The sequence below is a fragment of the Streptomyces atratus genome (assembly GCF_900119365.1).
Taxonomy (GTDB): Bacteria; Actinomycetota; Actinomycetes; order Streptomycetales; family Streptomycetaceae; genus Streptomyces; species Streptomyces atratus_B.
The window spans coordinates 598,534-615,395 of the sequence record NZ_FPJO01000001.1 but is presented as its reverse complement, the minus strand read 5'-3'; the positions used below and the strand labels follow the sequence as shown (position 1 = coordinate 615,395).

General features: G+C 72.9%; 17 protein-coding genes. 8 read left to right on the top strand and 9 right to left on the bottom strand.

The window, feature by feature from the left end:
- The first annotated feature begins 13 nt into the window (after positions 1-13).
- Entirely contained in the window at positions 14-1,990 is a 1,977-nt protein-coding gene (locus BT364_RS02840; protein WP_072483433.1) for a helix-turn-helix domain-containing protein, read from the top strand.
- Between the two features lie 34 nt (positions 1,991-2,024).
- Here BT364_RS02840 and BT364_RS02835 read toward each other — a convergent pair whose 3' ends face one another.
- The 8 genes from BT364_RS02835 to BT364_RS02800 form a co-directional block, all read right to left on the bottom strand.
- Complete coding sequence (locus BT364_RS02835; protein WP_072483432.1) at positions 2,025-2,909, bottom strand: alpha/beta hydrolase; 885 nt, start codon at positions 2,907-2,909, stop codon at positions 2,025-2,027.
- Positions 2,906-4,060: a branched-chain amino acid ABC transporter permease gene (locus BT364_RS02830; RefSeq protein WP_072483431.1), complete on the bottom strand. Its 1,155-nt coding sequence runs from the start codon at positions 4,058-4,060 to the stop codon at positions 2,906-2,908. The genes BT364_RS02835 and BT364_RS02830 overlap by 4 nt, the downstream gene beginning before the upstream one ends.
- A complete protein-coding gene (locus tag BT364_RS02825) occupies positions 4,057-4,944 on the bottom strand; it encodes a branched-chain amino acid ABC transporter permease (protein ID WP_072483430.1) in 888 nt (295 codons plus the stop codon). Before BT364_RS02825 ends, BT364_RS02830 begins: the two co-directional genes overlap by 4 nt.
- Positions 4,944-5,690: an ABC transporter ATP-binding protein gene (locus BT364_RS02820; RefSeq protein WP_072483429.1), complete on the bottom strand. Its 747-nt coding sequence runs from the start codon at positions 5,688-5,690 to the stop codon at positions 4,944-4,946. The genes BT364_RS02825 and BT364_RS02820 overlap by 1 nt, the downstream gene beginning before the upstream one ends.
- On the bottom strand, positions 5,687-6,478 hold the full coding sequence (locus BT364_RS02815; protein WP_079179288.1) for an ABC transporter ATP-binding protein: 792 nt from the start codon (positions 6,476-6,478) through the stop codon (positions 5,687-5,689). The genes BT364_RS02820 and BT364_RS02815 overlap by 4 nt, the downstream gene beginning before the upstream one ends.
- A 3-nt stretch (positions 6,479-6,481) precedes the next feature.
- Entirely contained in the window at positions 6,482-7,723 is a 1,242-nt protein-coding gene (locus tag BT364_RS02810) for a substrate-binding domain-containing protein (protein WP_072483427.1), read from the bottom strand.
- Positions 7,724-7,933: 210 nt separating this feature from the next.
- Positions 7,934-8,311, bottom strand: a complete 378-nt coding sequence (locus BT364_RS02805; protein ID WP_256259557.1) for a DUF4190 domain-containing protein — start codon at positions 8,309-8,311, stop codon at positions 7,934-7,936.
- A gap of 88 nt (positions 8,312-8,399) precedes the next feature.
- Entirely contained in the window at positions 8,400-9,011 is a 612-nt protein-coding gene (locus BT364_RS02800) for a TetR family transcriptional regulator (protein ID WP_072483425.1), read from the bottom strand.
- A 230-nt stretch (positions 9,012-9,241) separates the two neighbouring features.
- On the opposite strand from BT364_RS02800, the gene BT364_RS02795 reads away from it, so the two are divergent.
- From BT364_RS02795 to BT364_RS02765, 7 genes are all read left to right on the top strand, one after another.
- The gene (locus tag BT364_RS02795; protein ID WP_072483424.1) at positions 9,242-10,573 is read left to right on the top strand and encodes a glycosyltransferase family 4 protein; all 1,332 of its coding nucleotides are present in this window, start codon (positions 9,242-9,244) and stop codon (positions 10,571-10,573) included.
- Positions 10,574-10,634: 61 nt separating this feature from the next.
- Positions 10,635-11,390 (top strand): class I SAM-dependent methyltransferase, encoded by a 756-nt coding sequence (locus BT364_RS02790; RefSeq protein ID WP_072483423.1) that lies wholly within the window; start codon positions 10,635-10,637, stop codon positions 11,388-11,390.
- Positions 11,387-12,460, top strand: coding sequence for a prenyltransferase/squalene oxidase repeat-containing protein (locus BT364_RS02785; protein ID WP_072483422.1), 1,074 nt, complete (start codon positions 11,387-11,389; stop codon positions 12,458-12,460). Before BT364_RS02790 ends, BT364_RS02785 begins: the two co-directional genes overlap by 4 nt.
- 155 nt (positions 12,461-12,615) lie before the next feature.
- The gene (locus BT364_RS02780; RefSeq protein ID WP_072483421.1) at positions 12,616-13,167 is read left to right on the top strand and encodes a hypothetical protein; all 552 of its coding nucleotides are present in this window, start codon (positions 12,616-12,618) and stop codon (positions 13,165-13,167) included.
- A 113-nt stretch (positions 13,168-13,280) separates the two neighbouring features.
- The gene (locus BT364_RS02775; protein WP_072483420.1) at positions 13,281-14,057 is read left to right on the top strand and encodes a maleylpyruvate isomerase family mycothiol-dependent enzyme; all 777 of its coding nucleotides are present in this window, start codon (positions 13,281-13,283) and stop codon (positions 14,055-14,057) included.
- A 92-nt stretch (positions 14,058-14,149) separates the two neighbouring features.
- Positions 14,150-15,226, top strand: a complete 1,077-nt coding sequence (locus tag BT364_RS02770) for a PHP domain-containing protein (RefSeq protein ID WP_072483698.1) — start codon at positions 14,150-14,152, stop codon at positions 15,224-15,226.
- Between the two features lie 4 nt (positions 15,227-15,230).
- Complete coding sequence (locus BT364_RS02765) at positions 15,231-15,797, top strand: VOC family protein (RefSeq protein WP_072483419.1); 567 nt, start codon at positions 15,231-15,233, stop codon at positions 15,795-15,797.
- On the opposite strand, the gene BT364_RS02760 is transcribed toward BT364_RS02765, so the two are convergent.
- Positions 15,790-16,797, bottom strand: coding sequence for an LLM class F420-dependent oxidoreductase (locus BT364_RS02760; protein ID WP_072483418.1), 1,008 nt, complete (start codon positions 16,795-16,797; stop codon positions 15,790-15,792). The genes BT364_RS02765 and BT364_RS02760 overlap by 8 nt on opposite strands.
- Positions 16,798-16,862 lie beyond the last annotated feature (65 nt).

The window sequence follows — 16,862 nt, the reverse complement described above, 5'->3', positions numbered from 1 at the left end:
TGCCGGCCCGCCCATGTCTGAACCGTCCGCCTCCGCCGCGCCCCATCTGCGGCGCCTGCTCGACCTGCTGGCCGACGACGCCCCCGCCGAGGCGCTGGGCGCCGTCTCCTCGCAGGCCCGTGCCGCCGGGGTGCCCGCCGGCGACCTGGCGGAGGTGGAGCGGGCCACCGCCACCGCCCTGCGGATCAGGGGCGCCCTGCGCCAGCACCGCCGCCGCGAGCTCCAGCTCACCGCGCTCTTCGACACCGCGGGCGACCTGGCCGCCTCCCGCGACCTGGACGAGGTGCTCAAGGCGATCGTCCGCCGGGCCAGGATGCTGCTCGGCACGGACACGGCGTATCTCACCCTCCCCGACGAGGAGGCGGGGGACACCTACATGCGGGTCACCGACGGATCGGTGTCGGTGGTCTTCCAGCGGCTGCGGCTGGAGCTCGGCCACGGGCTGGGCGGCCTGGTGGCGCAGACCGCACGCCCGTACGCGACCCCCGACTACCGCACCGACGACCGCTTCCACCACACCCGCAACATCAACGCCGGAGTGCTGGACGAGGGGCTCGTCGCCATCCTGGGCGTACCGCTGCTCCTCGGCTCCAGCCGCGGCGGCACCGGAAAGGTCATCGGCGTCCTCTTCGCCGCCGACCGCGCGGCCCGCGTCTTCAGCCCCGACGAGGTCGCGCTGCTCTGCTCGCTCGCCGCGCACGCCGCGATCGCCATCGACACCGCCCGCGCGCTCGCCGACACCCGGTCCGCACTGGACGAACTGGCCGGGGCCAACGCCGAGCTGGCGGAGGCGAACGCGGCGGTACGCGCGCACTCGGCGGCCATGCGGCGGGCCGAGGAGGCCCACGACCGGCTGACCGATCTGGTGCTGCGCGGCCGGGACGTCACGGACGTCGCGGCGGCGGTCGCCGGACTGCTGGACTCCCCGCTGACCATCCACGACCCGGGCGGGCGGTTGCTGGCGGCAGTCCGGCCCGACGGCACGGACTTCGCCGCCGACAGCATGGACGCCGGATGGCTGGCCGAGACCGCCGAGGAATCCCGTACCGGCGCCCGCGCCGTGCACCGCGACGGCCGGTGGATCTGCGCGGTCCTCGCCGGGCGGGAGCTCCTGGCCGGGCTGGTCCTGCACCGGCGCGGACAGCTCGACGACTCCGACCGGCGGCTGTTCGAGCGGGCCTCGGTGGTCACCGGACTGCTTCTGCTGCTGCGGCGCACCGTCGCCGAGACCGAGAACCGGATACGTGGCGAGCTGATCACCGATCTGCTGACCGACGCGGACCGCGACCCGGCCGGACTCACCGAACGCGGCCGGCGCCTGGGCATCGACCTCGACCGCCCGCATCTGCTGCTGGTGGCCGAGGGCGGGCCCCGGGAGCGGCTGGCCCCCGCCGCGGTGCGCTATCTGTTCGGCGGAGACATCCGCGGGGTGAGCGCGGAACACGCCGGGACCGTGGTGCTGCTGGTGGCGGCCGGTGACCGCGGACCGGCCGCGGGCGAAGCGGCACGCACGGCGGCGGCCCAGCTCGGCCAGCTCGCCCAGACCCCCGTCACCGTCGCCGCCACCGGCCCGGCGCGCGGCGCCCGGGAGCTGGCCGCCGCGTACGAGGAGGCCGCCCGCTGCCTGCGCGCGATGCGGGTCCTCGGGCGCACCGGGGAAGGGGCCTGTGTCGAGGAACTCGGCTTCCTGGGCGTGGTGCTGGGCAACGCGCAGGACGTCGACGGCTTCGTCTCGGCGACGCTCGGGCCGCTGCTGGAGTACGACGCGCAGCGCGGCACCCACCTGGTGCGCACCCTCGGCGCCTACTTCGGGTCCGGCGGCAGTCTCGTCCGCGCCAAGGACGAACTCCACGTGCACGTCAACACGGTGGTGCAGCGGCTGGACCGGGTGCAGGTGCTGCTGGGCCGCGACTGGAACGAGCCGGGCCGGGCCCTGGAGCTGCAACTCGCCCTGCGGCTCCACCTGCTGACGGGCGGCCGGGGCCGGTGAAGGCCGTCCGGCCGCCCCGGGCGGCAGCGAGTCCTCAGGCGCCGGACAGGTCCACCAGCCGGCGCGCGATCTCCTTGCCGCCCGCGTCCCCCGTCAGCACCGTGTAGTGGTTGACGTCCCGGACCGCCACCGGCGTCACCCGGGTCCCCCCGAGATCCGCCGCCGCCAGCCGGGCCTCGTCGTACAGGCCCTGCTCCTCGTCCATCAGTCCGCGCTGCGCCCACAGCAGCGTCGCCGGAACGGGCAGCTTCCGTACCGCCGTCAGCACCTCCTCGTCGAAGAGGCCGATGCCGTCGGTGCGCACCGCCTCGATCCGGCAGGTGGAACGCATGGCGGGCTCGTCCCCGGTCAGATCGCGCTGGATGTACGCGTCCACCTCGTCCGACCAGGAATCCGCGAACGCGGGGTGCGCCTGCCAGAACGAGCGGTACGCGGCCCGGTCGGCGAAGGTCATCGACAGCCGGTCCATCGCCGGGCCGATCACGGCGGTCATCAGCTCGTCCGGGGACAGGTGCGTGGGGGCGGGGAAACCGATGCCGCCGTCGACCAGCAGCAGCGGCCCGAACCGTTCCGGGTGCCGCACGGCGGCCAGCGCCGCCACGAACGCGCCCATCGAATGGCCCGCCAGCACCACCCGGCCCGAGCCCAGTGCCGCGGCCACGGCGGCCGCGTCGTCGGCGTGCGCCGCGATCCCGTACGGACCGGGCAGCGCCGAACTCCCGGCCCGGCCGCGCAGATCCGGCGCGACCAGGGTGACGCGCCCGTCCAGCAGCCTCGCCACCGGACCCCAGGACAGGGCGTTGGCGGTGATGCCGTGCAGGGCGACGACGACCGGCGCCCCGGGCTCCCGGGCCGGCCACCGCAGCGCCGCCAGCTCGCCGTCGGCCACCGGGACTCGTACCTCTTCGTAAGCGATCACGGGCGTCCGTTCTCCTTCCGGGACTTGCTCTTCGCGGGTGTTTCGGGGCCGGCCGGTCCGCGGCGTGCCGCGGCCAGCCGGGACGGCAGCCGGGCCAGGCCGCCGGGCAGCAGGTGTACCACGGCCACGAACAGCACACCGAGCAGGAACAGCGGCTGGGAGAGCGGCACCCGCAGTACCGCGGGCAGTTCGGCGACCGCGCCCGATCCGGCCAGATCACCGAGCCGGTGATCGGCCCAGGTGTAGAGGATGCCGCCGGCCATCGGCCCCCACCGGGTGCCGGATCCGCCCAGCACCACCATCACCAGCAGGGACAGGGTGAAGTCGGAGGTGGTCGTCTGGGGGGTCGAGCCACCGGTGAGCAGCAGATGCACCAGACCGCCCAGCGCGGCCAGGGCACCGGCCAGGACGAAGGCGGTGAGCTTGAACCCGTACGGCTTCAGACCCAGCACCTCCACCCGGCGTTCGTTCTCCTTGATGCCCTCCCAGACGCGTCCGGTGGGGGAGTTGACCGCCCGGTGGACGACGGCGAGGGTGAGGACGAGGTAGGCGAGCGCCAGCCAGTAGAGGTTCGCGGTGTTCTCGATGCCCACCAGCCCGGACGGCAGCAGTTCGGCGGGGGCGGCCCGGCCCTCCTCGCCGCCGGTCAGACCGCCGGGGTTGCGGGAGACCAGGATCGATCCCGCCTGGGCGAACGCCAGCGTCACCATGGAGAAGCCGATGCCGGTGACCCGCAGGCTCACCGACCCCAGGACCAGCGCGAGCACGATCCCGCAGCAGACACCGAGCAGGGCGGACACGGCGAACGGGAGCCCCGCCTCCAGCAGGAGGGTGTTCGTGGCGTAGCTGCCCGCCGCGAAGTACAGCGCGTGCCCGAAGGAGAGCAGCCCGGTGCGGCCGAGCAGCAGGTCGTAACCGGTCGCCAGCGCGCCGAACAGCAGGCAGGTGGCGAGGAGTTGCAGGCTCCCGGGGCTGCCCAGCGGGCCGTCCAGGAGCCCCGGCAGCGGCAGTGCGCTGAAGGGGGCGAGGGCCAGGACCAGCAGAGCGGCGGCGGGCCACCAGCGGCGCAGCAGCCGGGCGGTGTTCCCGGGGGCCCGTGCGGCCGTGCGGTCCTCGCCGGTGCGTTGGTGTGTCTCGGTGGCGGTGCTCACGCGAGCCTCCCGGTCAGTCCGCGCGGCCGTACGAGCAGCAGCGCGGCGAGCAGGACGACGACGGCCAGGTCGCCGAGGCCCGCTGCGGTGTAGTAGTTGGCGAACTGCTGGACCAGGCCGATGACGACGGACGCCACGGCGGCGCCGCTCACCGATCCCATGCCCCCGGTGACCACCACGACGAACGCGAAGATCAGCAGCGAGGTGCCCTGGCGCGGGTCGACCGAGCCGAAGTACAGGCCGCCGAGCGCCCCGCCGAGCGCGGCCACGCAGCCGCCGATCGCGAAGACGAGAGTGAAGGCCTTCCGTACGTCGATGCCGAGCGCGGTGACCATCGCGCGGTCCTCGACCCCGGCCCGTACGACCAGTCCGTGCCGGGTACGGCCCAGGAAGAGCCGCAGCGCCACGAGCACGACGAGGGCCGCCGCGACCAGGACCAGCCGGTTGACCGGCACCTGGGCGCCGAACAGGCCGAAGGTGCCGGACAGCGCCTTCGGGCCCGGGAAGGTACGGGCGTCCGACCCCCAGATGCCCGACAGCAGGGCCGGGACGGCGAGCCCCACCCCGACCGTGGCGAGCACCTGCTCGCGCGGCCGGGTGTAGAGCGGGCGGACGACGGCGAGTTCCAGCAGCACGGCGGCCGCGGTGCCCACCGCCGTACCGAACAGGACCGCGAGGACGAAGCCCGCCCCGCCCGGACCGGCACCGGGCAGATGGCCGGACGCCGCCCACCAGGTGCCGTACGCGCCGATGGACAGCAGCGCCCCGTGGGCGAAGTTCAGCACGTCCATCAGGCCGAAGATCAGCGAGAGTCCCGACGCGATCAGGAAGTAGAGGGCCCCCAGACCGAGTCCGGTCATGGTGAGCAGAACAACGGTGGACATCAGGAATCCGCCTCCACGGAAGATGCTCGGGTGACCGGGCCGTGTCCGACACCCAGCAGTCGCCGTGCCGTCTCCGCGTCGCCCAGCAGCTCGGCGGCCGGTCCCTGGTGGGCCGTGCGGCCGTCGGCGAGCACCGCACAGTGCTCGGCCAGGCGCCGCACGACGGCGAGGTTCTGCTCCACGAGCAGCACCGGCACCGCCTCGGCGGCCCGTTCCAGCACCTGGGCGACCTCGGTGACCACCTTGGGCGCCAGGCCCTTGGTGGGTTCGTCGGCGATGATCAGCCGGTTGCCGTTGAGAAGCGTGCGGCCGATCGCCACCATCTGCTGCTGCCCGCCGGACAGCGTCCCCGCCAACTGCCTCTCCCGGCGCTTCAGTTCGGGGAACAGTTCATGGACGAGTCCGTACGCGGGCCCGTCCGCGCCGCGCCGCTCGGCCAGCCGCAGATTCTCCGCGACGGTCAGCCCGGCGAAGATGCCGCGGTCCTCGGGTGCGTAACCGATGCCGAGGCGCACCACGGTGTGGGTGGGCAGCGACACGGTCTCCTCGCCGTCCAGCCGTACGCTGCCGGTGCGCGGGACGAGACCGAGCACACCGCGCACGGTCGTGGTCTTCCCGGCACCGTTGCGGCCGAGGAGCGCGGTCACTCCGTGCCGGGCGACGTCCAGGTCGACGCCGTGCAGGATGTGCCGGCCGCCGATCAGGACCCGCAGGTCCCGTACGGCGAGCAGGGGCCCGGTCGTCACAGTCCCTCCCCGAGATAGGCCTGCTGGACGGTCGGGTCGGCGGTCACTGCCTCGGGGGTGTCCAGCGCCAGCAGCCTTCCGTGGTGCATCACGGCGAGCCGGTCGGCCAGCCCCAGCAGGACGTCCATGTGGTGCTCGACCATCAGGACGGTGCGGCCCTCGTCCCGGTGCAGGGTGCGGATCAGTTCGGTCAGCGCGGGAACCTCTTCCGCACTGACCCCGGCCATCGGCTCGTCGAGCAGCATCAGCCGCGGCTCGCCCACCAGCAGCACCGCGAGCTCCAGCTTCCGCTTCTCGCCGTGCGACAGCTCGGCCGCCGTCGCCCGTGCCCGGTGGCCGAGACCGGTGCGCTCCAGTACGCCGTCCACCTCGGCGGTGTACCGGGAGGCGCGCCGCCACAGCCGGTAGGAGCCGCCCCGGGCGGCCTGGGCGGCCAGCCGGACGTGGTCGGCCACGCTCATCGCCGGCCAGAGGCTGGACGTCTGGAACGTGCGGCCGATGCCGCGCCGCGCCCGTGCGTGCGCGGGGTCGGCCGTCATGTCCGTGCCGTCCAGCGCGATGGTGCCGGAGGTGGCCGTGGTCAGCCCGCTGATCAGGTTGAACAGGGAGGTCTTGCCCGCCCCGTTGGGGCCGATGAAGGCCAGGAACTCGCCCTCGTGGACGCCGAGTGTGACGTCCTCGACGATCGTCGCGCCGCCGACGCCCCAGCCGAGACCGGTCAGTTGGAGCACCGGGGCGGTGCTCCGCGCCCCGGCCGTGCGCCGTGCGGTGGTTTCCTCTGCAGCCACCGGTCAGCCCGCCGAGGGCTTCGCGGGCGGTGCCACCTCGTCCATCGGCGCGGTGGTCACCAGCTCCGGCCGGGCAGCGGCGCCCTTCCCCTTGAGCTTCGCGACGAACATCGGCTGCACCAGGGCGTGGTCCTCGGCCCGGACCTGCTCCTTGCCCTTCACCCCGTCGAAGCTCCAGCCCTCCAGGGCCTTCACCATGGCGGCGGTGTCGGTGGCACCGCCCTTCTCGATCGCGCGCACCACCATCTGCGCGGCGGTGAAGCCGTCGGGGGTGAACAGGTCCGGGGTGCCGCCGGCCTTGGTGACCGAGTCGAGCATGGACTTCTCCACGGCGTTGCCGCCGCCCGCGCCCGGGAAGTAGTGCGCCAGGAACGACACCTTGGAACCGGCGTCGCCGAAGACCGGGTACGAGGCCGTTCCGGCGAGGCCCGTGACGACCTTGCCCGCCTCCAGTACGCCCTGCTGGTCCAGCGCGGTCCACAGCGCCGGCGCGGTCGAGCCGGCCCAGGCGACGAAGACCAGATCGGGCCCGCCCGCCTTCACCTGCCGGGCGAACGGGGTCAGGTCCGTGGCGCTGGGCGGAGCCAGTACGGAGCCGACCTTCGCTCCTCTGGTACCGAGGACGGCCTTCACGGCGGCGACATTGGCCTGGCCGAAGGTGGAGTCCTGGGCCAGCACCGTGACCTTCTTGCCCTTGGCGTCGCCGAGCATCGTCCCGGCGGTGAGGATGTCCTGGTAGGACTGCCGGCCCGAGCGGAAGGTGTAGTCGTTGATGCCGGTCACGGCGTCGGTGGCGGCCGGGCCGCTGATGTACAGCACCTTGTTCTGGGCGGCGAGCGGCGCCATCTGGAGCGCCACGCCGGAATCGGTGGTGCCGGCCAGCACCTTGTAACCCTTGCCGATCAGGTTCTTGGCCGCGGAGACAGCCTTGCCCGGGTCGCCCGCGTCGTCCTGCTCGGTGACCTCGATGTGGTGCCCGGCCACCTCGCGGGTGCCCTTCGTGGCGTGGTCCAGGCCCGCCATGAACCCGTCGCGGTACTGCTTCCCGTAGTCCGCGAGGAGCCCGGTACGGGAGTACACCAGTCCCACCTTGACGGTTCGGTCCTTCGAGTCCCCGCCGGAGTCGCTCCCGCCCGCCTTCCCGGCGGCGGTGCACCCGGCCAGCACGAGACCGGCGGCGGTCAGCACGGCGGCGGTGGAGAGGGATCTGCGGTGACGGGCGGTGCCCGTGGCTCTGCGACGCATGGTGACCGGCTCCTCGGCGTGTTCATGTGATGTCGCCGAACCGTATGGACACCGTGCCGCCGTCGACATGGTGCAGGACGCCCCAGCTGAAGCCATGCGCATGTGGGGGCCGCACATGGGCCCGGAAAGCGAAAGCCGCGCCGGGGAACCGGATCGTACGGTTCCCCGGCGCGGCCGGTGCGCGGTGCGCGGGTCCTGGGCGGTGGCCCGTCACATCGCGCTGATGCCCTGGATCGTGGCCACGGTGATGCCGAGCACGGCGAACGCGATGCCGACGCTGCCCATCACGATGCCGGCGACCGCCTGGCCGCGGCCGCCGCCCTGGCCGCGGTCGGCCATGCGCTTGGCCGAGATGCCGAGGCACAGCGCGATGATCGGCAGGATGATCGGGATGAGCACCAGGCCGAGGATGCCGAGAACCATCGAGGCGGTGGCCTTGCCGCTGGGCAGCGGGGCGCCACCGGGGTATCCGTAGCCGGCCGGCGGCTGGGCGTCGTATCCCGGTCCGCCCGGGGCCTGCGTCCCGTTCGCGCCGCCTGCAATGCCTGACTGGTCAGCCATGTCTTCCTCTCGATCGGTGCTGGTCATGACCATGATAAGGAGCGGCTTGTGGCCCTTCCGGTCGGAACGGTGAGAGGAGTGTGTTGAAAACGCCACGAAACGGGGTCCGGGTGTGCTATGGGGCTTCCGTGGGCTTCGTCACGTCGATCAGCCGGCACACGGTACCGATGTCGATCTTCACCTGGGCGATCGATGCCCGCCCCGACAGCCAGGTGATCAGCGCCGAGTGCCAGGTGTGCTCGATGACCCGGACCGCGGACAGCTGCTCCGGCGTCGGATGCTCCAGCCCCATCGCGTCCAGGATGATCGCCGTCGTGATCCGCGAGACGGTGTCCACCTCCGGGCTGACGCTGCGGTCCGCGAAGGTCAGCGCCCGCACCATCGCGTCCGCCAGATGCGGCTCGCGCTGGAGCGCGCGGAACGCCCGCATCAGGGTGTCGGCGACCCGCTGCGCCGGGTCCTGACCGGCCGGGGGGTGCTTGTGCAGCGTCGTGTGCATGTGCTGGAGCTGGTCCTGCATGGTCGCGACCAGCAGATGGATCTTGGAGGGGAAGTAGCGGTACAGCGTGCCCAGGGCGACCCCGGCCTCCTCCGCGACCTCACGCATCTGCACCGCCTCGAAGCCGCCCCGGCCGGCGAGCTGGGCGCTGGCGTGCAGGATGCGGCGGCGACGGGCCTCCTGTCGTTCGGTCAGGGGCGGCGATGCCGGCTTGGCTTCCGCTGTCATGTGTCCCCATCCATGGCTTCTGTCCGCGACCGGCGGGAGGCGCTCGGTCTCCCGCGGGCGCACAGCATGCCAGCGTGCCCGGTCGTGGCGCGAATCACCTGATCCGGCCGTTGCACCGACGCTACCTGCCGGTAGATTCGTAGCTCATTGAACGATCCAGTCTGAAACTTGTTCTAGATTAGCGTGAGCGGTTACGCTCCGGCGAACACGCAGTGAGAAGGGGGCCGAGTGTGACCGCTGAGGCCGTAGAGTCGGGCCCCCGCACGGGCGGCGACCCGTCCGGCAGCGCCGACGACCGTCCGTTGCGCATCGCACTCCTCACCTACAAGGGCAATCCTTTCTGCGGCGGCCAGGGCGTCTACGTACGCCACCTCGCCCGCGAGCTCGCCCGGCTCGGCCACGGCGTCGAGGTGATCGGCGCCCAGCCCTATCCGGTGCTCGACGAGGGCGTCCCGCTCACCGAACTGCCGAGCCTCGACCTCTACCGCCAGCCCGACCCGTTCCGCACCCCGAAGCGCGGCGAGTACCGGGACTGGATCGACGCGGCCGAGGTCGCCACCATGTGGACCGGCGGCTTCCCGGAACCGCTCACCTTCAGCCTGCGCGCCCGGCGCCATCTCGCCGCCCGGCGCGGCGAGTTCGACGTCATCCACGACAACCAGACCCTCGGCTACGGGCTGTTGGCGGACCTCGGCGCCCCGCTCGTCACCACCATCCACCACCCCATCACCGTCGACCGGCAGTTGGACCTGGACGCCGCCGGGACCCGCCGCCGGCGCGCCTCCGTACGCCGCTGGTACGGCTTCACCCGCATGCAGAAGCGGGTCGCGCGCCGGCTGCCCTCGGTGCTCACCGTCTCCGGCTCCTCCAAGCAGGAGATCGTCGACCACCTCGGGGTGCGCCGGGACCGCATCCACGTCGTGCACATCGGCGCGGACACCGACCTCTGGTCGCCGGATCCGTCGGTCGCCGAGGTGCCCGGCAGGATCGTCACCACCTCCAGCGCCGACGTACCGCTGAAGGGCCTCGTCCACCTCGTCGACGCACTCGCCAAGCTCCGCACCGGGAACCCGGACGCGCACCTCGTGGTCGTCGGCAAGCGGGCCGAGGACGGACCGGTCGCCCAGGCCATCGAGCGGCACGGACTCCAAGGCGCCGTCGAGTTCGTCAAGGGCATCAGCGACGCCGAACTCGTCGACCTGGTGCGCGGCGCCCAGATCGCCTGCGTCCCCTCGCTGTACGAGGGCTTCTCGCTGCCCGCCGCCGAGGCCATGGCCACCGGCACCCCCCTCGTCGCCACCACCGGCGGTGCGATCCCCGAGGTCGCGGGCCCGGACGGCGAGACCTGCCTGGCGGTCCCGCCCGCCGACGCCGGGGCACTGGCCGACGCCCTCGCCCGGCTGCTCGGCGACCCGGAGCTGCGTGCCCGGCTCGGCGCCGCGGGCCGCGAGCGGGTGCTCTCCCGCTTCACCTGGAAGCAGGCCGCCATCGGCACCGCCGCCCTCTACCGCGAAGCGATCGCCGCCCGGTCCGGCGCCACGCGCCCGGGCAGCCGTCGTTGACCCCGCCGCCCGTTCCCGTCGTCCCCGCCCTCTGACCCCCCGACCGCGAAAGCAGGCATTCGTGCTGACCGTGGACTTCACCCGCTTCCCGCTCGCCGCAGGTGACCGAGTGCTCGACCTGGGCTGCGGCGCCGGACGCCACGCCTTCGAGTGCTACCGGCGCGGCGCCCAGGTCGTGGCCCTCGACCAGAACGGCGAGGAGATCCGCGAGGTCGCGAAGTGGTTCGCCGCGATGAAGGAGGCCGGCGAGGCCCCCGAGGGCGCCACCGCCACCGCGATGGAGGGCGACGCGCTCAACCTGCCGTTCCCCGACGAGTCCTTCGACGTCGTGATCATCTCCGAAGTCATGGAGCACATCCCCGACGACAAGGGCGTCCTCGCCGAGATGGTCCGGGTCCTCAAGCCCGGCGGCCGGATCGCGATCACCGTGCCGCGCTACGGCCCCGAGAAGGTCTGCTGGACGCTCTCCGACGCCTACCACGAGGTCGAGGGCGGCCACATCCGCATCTACAGGGCCGACGAACTGCTCGCCAAGATCCGCGGCGCCGGCCTCAAGCCGTACGGCACCCACCACGCCCACGCCCTGCACTCGCCGTACTGGTGGCTCAAGTGCGCCTTCGGCGTGGACAACGACAAGGCGCTGCCGGTCCGCGCGTACCACAAGCTGCTGGTCTGGGACATCATGAAGAAGCCGATGGCCACCCGGGTCGCCGAGCAGCTGCTGAACCCGGTCGTCGGCAAGAGCTTCGTGGCGTACGCGACCAAGCCGCACCTGCCCGTGGCCGCCGCCGAGGACCTCACCAAGGCCGAGGCGTGACCGTTCCCGAGCAGACCGAACACCTCATACTGCCCGGAGTCCTCACCGCCGAGCAGGCCGCCGAGACCGTCGCCGCCCTCCTCGCCGTGCAGCGCGAGGACGGCGCCCTGCCCTGGTTCCGCGGCCACCACCTCGACCCGTGGGACCACACCGAGGCCGCCATGGCCCTCGACGCGGCGGGTGAGCACGCCGCCGCGGAACGCGCGTACGACTGGCTGGCCCGCCACCAGAACGAGGACGGCTCCTGGTACGCCGCGTACCACGACGGGGACCCGGACCGGCCGACCGACCGCTCGCTGGAGACCAACTTCTGCGCGTACGTGGCCGTCGGCGTCTGGCACCACTACCTCGCCACCGGCGACGACGCCTTCGTCGACCGGATGTGGCCGACCGTCTTCGCCGCCGTCGAGTTCGTGCTGCGGCTCCAGCAGCCCGGCGGCCAGATCGGCTGGAAGCGCGAGGCCGACGGAACCCCCGTCGACGACGCGCTGCTGACCGGCTGCTCCTCCATCCACCAGGCGCTGCGCTGCGCGCTCGCCATCGCCGAACGGCGCGAGGAGCCGCAGCCCGACTGGGAGTTGGCGACGGGCGCGCTGAGCCACGCGATCCGCAAGCACCCGGAACGCTTCCTGGACAAGAGCCGCTACTCGATGGACTGGTACTACCCGGTTCTCGGCGGCGCGCTCACCGCAGCGGCCGCCAAGGAGCGGATCGAGGAGGGCTGGGACCGCTTCGTGGTCCCTGGCCTCGGGGTGCGCTGCGTGCTGCCCAACCCGTGGGTGACCGGCGGCGAGAGCTGCGAACTCGCCCTGGCGCTCTGGGTGATGGGCGAGTCCGACCGGGCGCTGGAGATCCTCCAGTCCATCCAGCACCTGCGCGCCGAGGGCGGCATGTACTGGACCGGATACGTCTTCGAGGGCGACCGGGCCTTCTGGCCCCAGGAACTCACCACCTGGACGGCCGGATCGCTGCTGCTCGCCGTGGCCGCGCTCGGCGGCGACGAGGCGACCACGGCGGTCTTCGGCGGCGAGCACCTGCCGCGCGGGCTGGAGCCGGACTGCTGCCGCTAGCGGCTGACCGGCAGCGGTAGACCCGGACGGCGTTTCCCGAGTGGCACGCCGTTCCGGGCCGGGCGAACCTTACCGAGAGTGGCCAAGATCGTCACTCACCGTAGAGATCGCCCCGATGTTCCCGGCCAGGGAGGCCCGCTGTGCCCAGATCCGCCGTGACCGGTTCCGCGCCGCTCCGCCGTCTGCTCGTCCCGCTGCTGCTCTGCTGCGCCCTGGTGGTGGGCGCCACCGGGTGCGGCGGGGGTGACGGCAACAGCGCGAGCAGCTCCGCGTCCCCGAGCGGTACGTCGTCGGCCGAGCAGCAGAAGTTCGCCAAGACGCGGTTCGTCGCCAACGCCGGGCTCGCCGCAGGTGCGACGTACCAGTGGATCGTGAAACCGTACCGGGCGGGCAAGTTCAAGAAGGGCGCGGACGGGCGGACGTTCGCCCTGGTCAAGGCCGGGCTCGCGGGCGGCTTCACCTACAACCGGCTGAAGGCGGCGGTGGCCAACGCCAAGGGCGACCCGCTGCTGTCCAAGGCGATCGCGCCGCTGACGGCGGGCATCGAGTCGCTCAAGGGGCTCGGCGAAAAGCTTCGCAAGGGCGAGGTGGGCGCGGGCGACATCGGCGCCTTCGAGAGCGTGATCAACGGCATCAAGTCGGCCGGCAGCAGCGCGGGCGCCGAGGTGAAGGACGAGGTGCCCAGCGCCTCCCAACTCGGCGGGTAATCGGTGGGGTTCGACTCGTGATCGAACTAGGGCCTTTCGTCTGGATCAGGCCGGATCAGGGACCGGGGCACGAGCCCGGCATGATCCGGACGAAAGGCCCTAGGGTGCGTGGCATGAGCCGACTGACGCACGACCGCTACTGTGACGAAATCATCGCCCGCACCGATGCGTTGAGGGCCACGATCCGTGGCGCGGACCTCGGCGCCACCGTCCCGACCTGCCCCGACTGGACCCTGCGCGAGCTCGTACTCCACGTCGGCCGGGCCCATCGCTGGGTCGGCGAGATCGTACGCACCCGGGCCACCGAGGTGGTCCCGCCGGAGCAGGTACCGGACTCCGCCCCCGGGAGCGACGACCCCGCCGCGCTCGACGCCTGGCTGGTGGACGGCGCGGCCGGGACCGTCGAGGCGCTGCGGGCCGCGGGCCCGGAACTGAAGGTGTGGTCCTGGGGCTGGGAGGGGAGCACCGGCTTCTGGGCGCGCCGGATGGTACACGAGACGATCGTCCACCACGCCGACGCGGCGCTCACCGCGAGCACCGGGTACGAGGTGGCGCCGGAGTTCGCCGCCGACACCATCGAGGAGTGGCTGGAGATCGTCGCCTTCGTACGGTCCGTGGGTGACAAGCGGGCCGCCGGGCTGACCGGGGCCGGGCGCTCCATCCATCTGCATGCCACGGACGCGCCGGACGCCGAGTGGCTGATCGAGTTCGGCGAGGACGGCTTCGCCTGGCGGCGCGCCCACGAAAAGGCGACCGTGGCGCTGCGCGGCCCGCTCACCGACGTCATGCTGGTCTTCAACCGGCGCCTGGCGCCGGACAGCGACCGGGTCGAGGTGCTCGGTGACGCGGAGCTGCTGGACTTCTGGCTGGAGCGCGCCGTGTTCGGCTGAGCGGTCGCCCGGTGCCGTTGTGCGGGCCGGGCCGGGCTGAGCGAAGCTGGAGGGGACAGTACGCAGAGTCCGGCGGCCCCGTGGAGGTGCCGATGGAGCCCGTCCGCGCCCTGAAACGGATCGCCTTCCTGCTCGAACGCGGCAGGGCCGACACCTACCGTGTGCACGCGTTCCGCACCGCCGCCGACGCGGTGGCCGCGATGCCGCCCGGCGAGGCCGCCCGGCGCGCGGCCGCCGGTTCGCTGGAGGCGGTCAACGGCATCGGACCGAAGACCGCGCAGGTGATCCGGGAGGCGGTGGCCGGGGAAGTGCCCGGCTATCTGGAACGCCTGGAGGAGGAGGCCGCCGCCCGGCCCGCCGAGGGCGGCGAGCACCTCCTCGCCCTCCAGCGCGGCGACTGCCATCTGCACTCCGACTGGTCGGACGGCGGCAGCCCGATCGAGGAGATGGGCCGCACCGCGGCGGAGCTGGGCCACGAATGGGCTGCCCTCACCGACCACTCGCCCCGGCTGACCGTGGCGAACGGGCTCTCCCCGGACCGGCTGCTCCGGCAGCTGGCGGAGGTCGCCGAGCTCAACGCCCGGTGGGCGCCGTTCCGGCTGCTCACCGGCATCGAGTGCGACATCCTCCCCGACGGCTCCCTCGACCAGGACGAGGAGCTGCTGGAACAGCTGGACGTCGTGGTGGTCTCCGCCCATTCCGAGCTGCGGATGGACCCGGCCCCGATGACCAGACGCCTGATCGCGGCCGTCCGCCATCCCCGGGCGAACATCCTCGGGCACTGCACGGGGCGGCTGCTCGCGGACCGGAAGCGTCCGGAGTCCCGGTTCGACGCGGACGAGGTCTTCGCCGCGTGCGCGGAGGCCGGTACCGCGGTGGAGATCAACAGCCGGCCGGAACGGCTCGACCCGCCCCACCGGCTGCTGAGCCGCGCCGTCGCGGCGGGCACCCTCTTCGCCATCGACACCGACGCCCACGCGCCCGGACAGCTGGACTGGCAGATCAACGGCTGCGCCCGCGCCGAGGAGTGCCGGGTCCCGGCGGAACGCGTCGTCACCACGTGGCCGGCCGAGGAACTCCTGGCCTGGTCGCGCGAGGGCACGACCCCGGAGCGGGCCCGCTCCGGGGCGGACGGGGCCGTCGGCGCGGCCCCGGGACAGGAGCGGTGAAGCCATGACGGCCACAAGCGTGCGAGGCATCGACCACATCGGGGTCACCGTCCCCGATCTGGAGACCGCGACCCTCTTCCTCAAGAGGGCCTTCGGCGCCGAGGTGCTCTACGACACCCTGCGCCGCCAGGACGGACCGAACGGCGGACACGACGTCGAGCAGCGGCTCGGCGTCCCGGCGGGCACCCAGCAGCTGGCGATCAGGATGCTGGCGCTCCCCGGCGGCGGTCCGGGCATCGAGCTGTTCGAGTTCCAGGGCCCCCGCCGCGAACCCCCGGCGCTGCCCTGCGACTTCGGCTGGCAGCATGTGGCGCTGTACGCCGACGACCTGGACGCGGCCGTACGGGACTGCGTGGCCGCGGGCGCCTCGCTGCTCGCCGAGGCGCAGCCGCTGCCGGGCCCCGAGGCGGGGGAGCACAACCGGTTCGCTTATCTGCGCACCCCGTGGGGCAGCACCCTGCAACTCCTCACGTACCCCGACCCCCAGCCCTGGCAGCGCACCACGCCACGGCGGAGCACCCGGCCGGCCGGCACCTGGCCGACCGACCCTGCCAGGCCTTCCCCTAGTTGAGCTCCGCGAGCACCCGCAGGGTGTGCGGGTCCGGTGCCGTCACCAGGAGATCGGTGACCGGCCCCTTGCGCCACAACTCCAGCCGTTCCGCGATCCGTTCGCGCGGACCGACGAGCGAGATCTCGTCCGCGAACGCGTCGGGCACCGCGAGCACCGCCTCCTGCTTGCGCCCTTCGAGGAAGAGCCGCTGGATCCGCCGGGCCTCCTCCTCGAACCCCATCCGCGCCATCAGATCGGCGTGGAAGTTACGGGCCGCGTGGCCCATCCCCCCGATGTAGAAGCCGAGCATCGCCTTCACCGGCAGCAGCCCCTCGGCGACATCGTCACAGACCCGCGCCCGGGCCATCGGCGCGATCATGAACCCGTCGGGGAGGCCGGCGAGCGAGGCCTCGTACACATCGGTGCGCATCGGTGACCAGTACAGCGGCAGCCAGCCGTCGGCGATCCGCGTCGTCTGCGCGATGTTCTTCGGCCCCTCCGCCCCCAGCAGCACCGGCAGCCGGGACCGCAGCGGATGGGTGATCGGCTTCAGCGGCTTGCCCAGACCGGTGGAGTCCGGACCGTCGTACGGATGGGAGTGGAACCGGCCGTCCAGCTCGACGGGGGCCTCGCGGCGGAGCACCTGGCGGATGACGTCGACGTACTCCCGGGTCGCCGTCAGCGGGCTGCTCGGGAACGGCCGCCCGTACCAGCCCTCCACCACCTGCGGCCCGGACAGCCCGAGACCGAGCATCATCCGGCCGCCGGAGAGATGGTCCAGGGTGAGGGCGTGCATGGCGGTCGCGGTCGGGGTGCGCGCCGCCATCTGCGCGATGCCGGTGCCCAGTCGGATCCGGGAGGTGTGGGCGGCGATCCAGGTCAGCGGGGCGAACGCGTCCGAGCCCCAGGCCTCCGCCGTCCACACCGACGCGTACCCCAGCGCCTCGGCCTGCCTGGCGAGCTCCAGATGGGCGGGGTCCGGGCCGCGGCCCCAGTACCCGAGCGCGAGTCCGAGCCTCATCTCCGCTGCCTCCCAGCATTTCTGACGTAGCGTCAGTTATGTGACGCACGACGGAGGGTACGACA

Bases quoted from the DNA above. Each gene is read 5' to 3' on its own strand.
- BT364_RS02840 (WP_072483433.1), top strand. From the start codon at position 14: ATGTCTGAACCGTCCGCCTCCGCCGCGCCCCATCTGCGGCGCCTGCTC.
- BT364_RS02825 (WP_072483430.1), bottom strand. From the start codon at position 4,944: ATGTCCACCGTTGTTCTGCTCACCATGACCGGACTCGGTCTGGGGGCC.
- BT364_RS02810 (WP_072483427.1), bottom strand. From the start codon at position 7,723: ATGCGTCGCAGAGCCACGGGCACCGCCCGTCACCGCAGATCCCTCTCC.
- BT364_RS02805 (WP_256259557.1), bottom strand. From the start codon at position 8,311: ATGACCAGCACCGATCGAGAGGAAGACATGGCTGACCAGTCAGGCATT.
- BT364_RS02800 (WP_072483425.1), bottom strand. From the start codon at position 9,011: ATGACAGCGGAAGCCAAGCCGGCATCGCCGCCCCTGACCGAACGACAG.
- BT364_RS02775 (WP_072483420.1), top strand. From the start codon at position 13,281: ATGAGCCGACTGACGCACGACCGCTACTGTGACGAAATCATCGCCCGC.
- BT364_RS02770 (WP_072483698.1), top strand. From the start codon at position 14,150: ATGGAGCCCGTCCGCGCCCTGAAACGGATCGCCTTCCTGCTCGAACGC.
- BT364_RS02765 (WP_072483419.1), top strand. From the start codon at position 15,231: ATGACGGCCACAAGCGTGCGAGGCATCGACCACATCGGGGTCACCGTC.
- BT364_RS02760 (WP_072483418.1), bottom strand. From the start codon at position 16,797: ATGAGGCTCGGACTCGCGCTCGGGTACTGGGGCCGCGGCCCGGACCCC.